The organism is Sphingomonas sp. LH128, from assembly GCF_000293195.2.
In the GTDB taxonomy this organism is placed as follows: Bacteria; Pseudomonadota; Alphaproteobacteria; order Sphingomonadales; family Sphingomonadaceae; genus Novosphingobium; species Novosphingobium resinovorum_A.
The window spans coordinates 1-3210 of the sequence record NZ_ALVC01000417.1 but is presented as its reverse complement, the minus strand read 5'-3'; the positions used below and the strand labels follow the sequence as shown (position 1 = coordinate 3210).

Genomic DNA, 3210 nt, shown 5'->3' with positions numbered 1-3210 from the left:
GGCGGGAATCGCCTCGCTCATGCTGGGCGCAGTGCCGATCCCGACCGGGCGGCTGCTCGATGCGGCGCTCGGCCATGGCGATCCGGTGGTCCGGGCGATCCTGCTGGAACTGCGCCTGCCGCGCACGCTGGTGGCGCTGATGGTCGGCGGGATGCTGGGCCTCGCGGGAGCCGCGCTTCAGGGGTACTTGCGCAATCCGCTGGCGGAGCCTTCAGTGCTCGGTGCGTCGAACTCGGCGGCGCTGGGCGCGGTCGCGGCGATCTACTTCGGCATCGGCGATTACAGCCCCGCCGTGCTGCCGCTGCTTGCGATCCTCGCCGCGCTGGCGAGCCTCGCGCTGCTGTTCGTGCTCGCGGGCCGCGCCGAGGGGCCGCTGGCGCTGATCCTTGCGGGCATCGCCGTCTCGACGCTGGCGGGCGCGGGGATCAGCCTTGCGCTCAACCTCTCGCCCAATCCTTTCGCGGCGATGGAGATCATGGCCTGGCTGCTCGGCTCGATCGAGAACCGGGCGATGGACCACGTCTGGATCGCCCTGCCCTGCATCGTCGTCGGCGCGGCGCTGCTGCTGTGGGACGGGCGCGCGCTCGACGCGCTGTCGCTGGGCGAGGACGGAGCGCGCTCGCTCGGCGTGGACCTGACGCGCACGCGCGCGCGGCTGCTGCTGGGCGTCGCCATCGGCGTCGGCGGCGCCGTGGCGGTGTCGGGCTCGGTCGGCTTCGTCGGGCTGATCGTGCCGCATCTGGTGCGCCCGCTGACCGACCGCAGCCCCTCGGCGGTGCTACTGCCCTCGTTCCTCGGCGGCGCGGTGCTGCTGACCGGCGCCGACATTCTGGTACGGCTGATCCCGACCGCGGGCGAACTGAAGCTGGGCGTGGTGACGGCGTTCCTCGGCGTCCCCGTCTTCCTCGTCCATCTGCTGAAGGAGCGCCGCCTGTGGTGACCGTGACCCTCAATGGCCTCTCCGTGGACCTGCGCGACCGCGCGGTGCTGCACGGGATCAGCGCCACGCTGCGCCCCGGCGAACTGACCGGGATCATCGGCCCCAACGGCGCGGGCAAGTCGACGCTGGTGCGCGCGCTGCTCGGGCTGATCCCGGCGACGCGGGGCGCGGTCGAGATCGACGGGCACGACATCGCGCGGATGACGCCGAAGGCGCTGGCACGGCTGGTCAGCTACCTGCCGCAGGGGCAGGCGCTGCACTGGCCGCTCAGCGTCGAGCGACTGGTGGCGCTGGGCCGCCTGCCCGGGCTCGGCCCGATGTCGCGGCTGGGCGCGGACGACCTTGCCGCCGTTCATGCCGCCATGGAGCGGGCAGACGTGCTGCACCTTGCCGGGCGCACCGCCACCGAACTTTCGGGCGGCGAGCGCGCGCGGGTGATGCTGGCGCGGGCGCTGGCGGTGGGCGCGCCGGGACTGGTCGCGGACGAGCCGCTCGCCGCGCTCGATCCGGGGCATCAGATCGACGTGATGGAACTGCTTGCCGCCGAGGCGAATTCGGGCGCGCTGGTGGTGACGGTGCTGCACGACCTGACGATGGCGGCGCGCTACTGCAAGCGGCTGCTGCTGGTGGATCGCGGCATGCTGGTGGCACAAGGCACGCCGCAGGAGGTCTTGACGAGCGACCGGCTGCGCGAGGTCTACGGCGTGACCGGGCGGATCGAGTTCGGCGGCGGCTCGGCGATGGTGGTGCCGCTGGAGCGGGTGTGAACCACCTCCCCAGCCCCCCTCGTCATTGCGAGCGTAGCGAAGCAATCCAGGGCGGCGCTCAACTGCCCTGGATTGCTTCGCTACGCTCGCAATGACGAAACTTGGGGCCTATCGCGCGAACGCCTTCACCTCCGCCAGACGGATTGCGCGGCCCTTCGCTGGCGTCATCGACACGCGCAACTTCCCGGTCTCGACCGCAGGCCACGTCACCCGCGTCACCCCGTTGGCAAGCGGCTTCACCGGCGCGCCGACCTGTTGCCAGCGGCCCTCGCGCCAGACCTCGACGCTGACCCTGCGCGGTGCAGCAAAACGTGCAGCATCGGCGAAGAACGCCAGCTCGGCGCCGCCCAGCGAAACCGTCTTGCCGAAGTCCAGCGCATACCACTGCGGCTTGCCAGAGGCGTCCGAGTCCCAGCCATTCGGCAGTTCCGGGTAGAACCACGCGCGGCCATCGACCGCATCGTGCAGCTTCTCCGCATCGGTGCCGGACGAGGCGCTGGCCTTGGGGAAACCGCTGCGCACGAGCTGCACCGCAAGGTTTTCCTCACGCACGATCGGCGCGTTGGCCTTGCGCGTAACGGGCACCTCGATCCGGCCGAGGTCGGCGCGGCGGGCGACTTCGACCCCGTCCACCATGACGGCGAGGCCCTTGCCATAGCGTGTGCCCTTCGCGTCCCATGTCACCGAGACTTCGTGCCCGTGGTACGGCACCCGCTCGATGCGGAACCAGTCGAGGCCCTCCTGCAACGGATTGACCTCCAGCACATCGTCGCTGCGCGGGCGGATGCCGACGAGGCCGGTCAGGATCAGGTCGATGTAGCCCGAGTGGAAGTAGTGGTGGCTGCGGTCCAGCCCGACGATCGGCTTGCCGGTCTCCGGGTCGTAGTCTTCTTCCAGATCGAGCTTGTCGCCCTGATAATGCAGCGCCGTATACTGGCGCAGCATCGCCATCCAGTCGGCGCGGGAAATGGGACCGTGCGCCTCGTAATGGTCGAGCAGATTGGCCATCGCGGTCAGCACCTGCGTCGTCTGGTAGGGCCAGATCGGGCCGTTCCACTGGCACTCGGGGTCCGGGCCGAGGTAGCGGTACTGGCGCATGTAGTATTCGTAAGTCTTCTCGACGGTGCGCATCCCGGCCTTGCCCGCCAGCGATCCCGGATCGGTCAGGTGCGCCCATGCTGCAGCATATTTCGCATCGTCGGGGACGAGATCGAACATCCACGGCAGGTAGCCAACGAGTTCGCGATTGCGGATCGGCTCCCAGTATTTGACGTGTTCGTTGGTAATCTGGTGGCGGTCGGTGAAATGCTGCAGCTTCGGGTTCCACAAGTCCGCCAGCACACGCGCCTTCAAGGCCTCGGCGCGGGCGGCATATTCCTTCGCCATCGCCGCGTCGCCCGCCATCTGCGCCATGCGCGACAAGGCGCGGGCATTGGCGAACATGTAGGCGTTGACCGAAGGCCGGAACGCATCACCGCCCCTAAAGCCGTCCTTGCCGCCCGA

Annotated in this window: 3 protein-coding genes; 2 read left to right on the top strand and 1 reads right to left on the bottom strand. The window is 69.6% G+C overall.

The genetic code is table 11. The annotated features are described in order from the left end of the window. A partial coding sequence (locus LH128_RS26935) for a FecCD family ABC transporter permease (protein WP_008832863.1) occupies positions 1–940 on the top strand: 940 nt, incomplete at its 5' end. Next, positions 934–1707: an ABC transporter ATP-binding protein gene (locus LH128_RS26930; RefSeq protein WP_008832862.1), complete on the top strand. Its 774-nt coding sequence runs from the start codon at positions 934–936 to the stop codon at positions 1705–1707. The genes LH128_RS26935 and LH128_RS26930, both read left to right, overlap by 7 nt. Positions 1708–1815: 108 nt before the next feature. Here LH128_RS26930 and LH128_RS26925 read toward each other — a convergent pair. Next, positions 1816–3210: MGH1-like glycoside hydrolase domain-containing protein (locus tag LH128_RS26925; protein WP_008832861.1), on the bottom strand; the 1395-nt coding region annotated here is incomplete at its 5' end.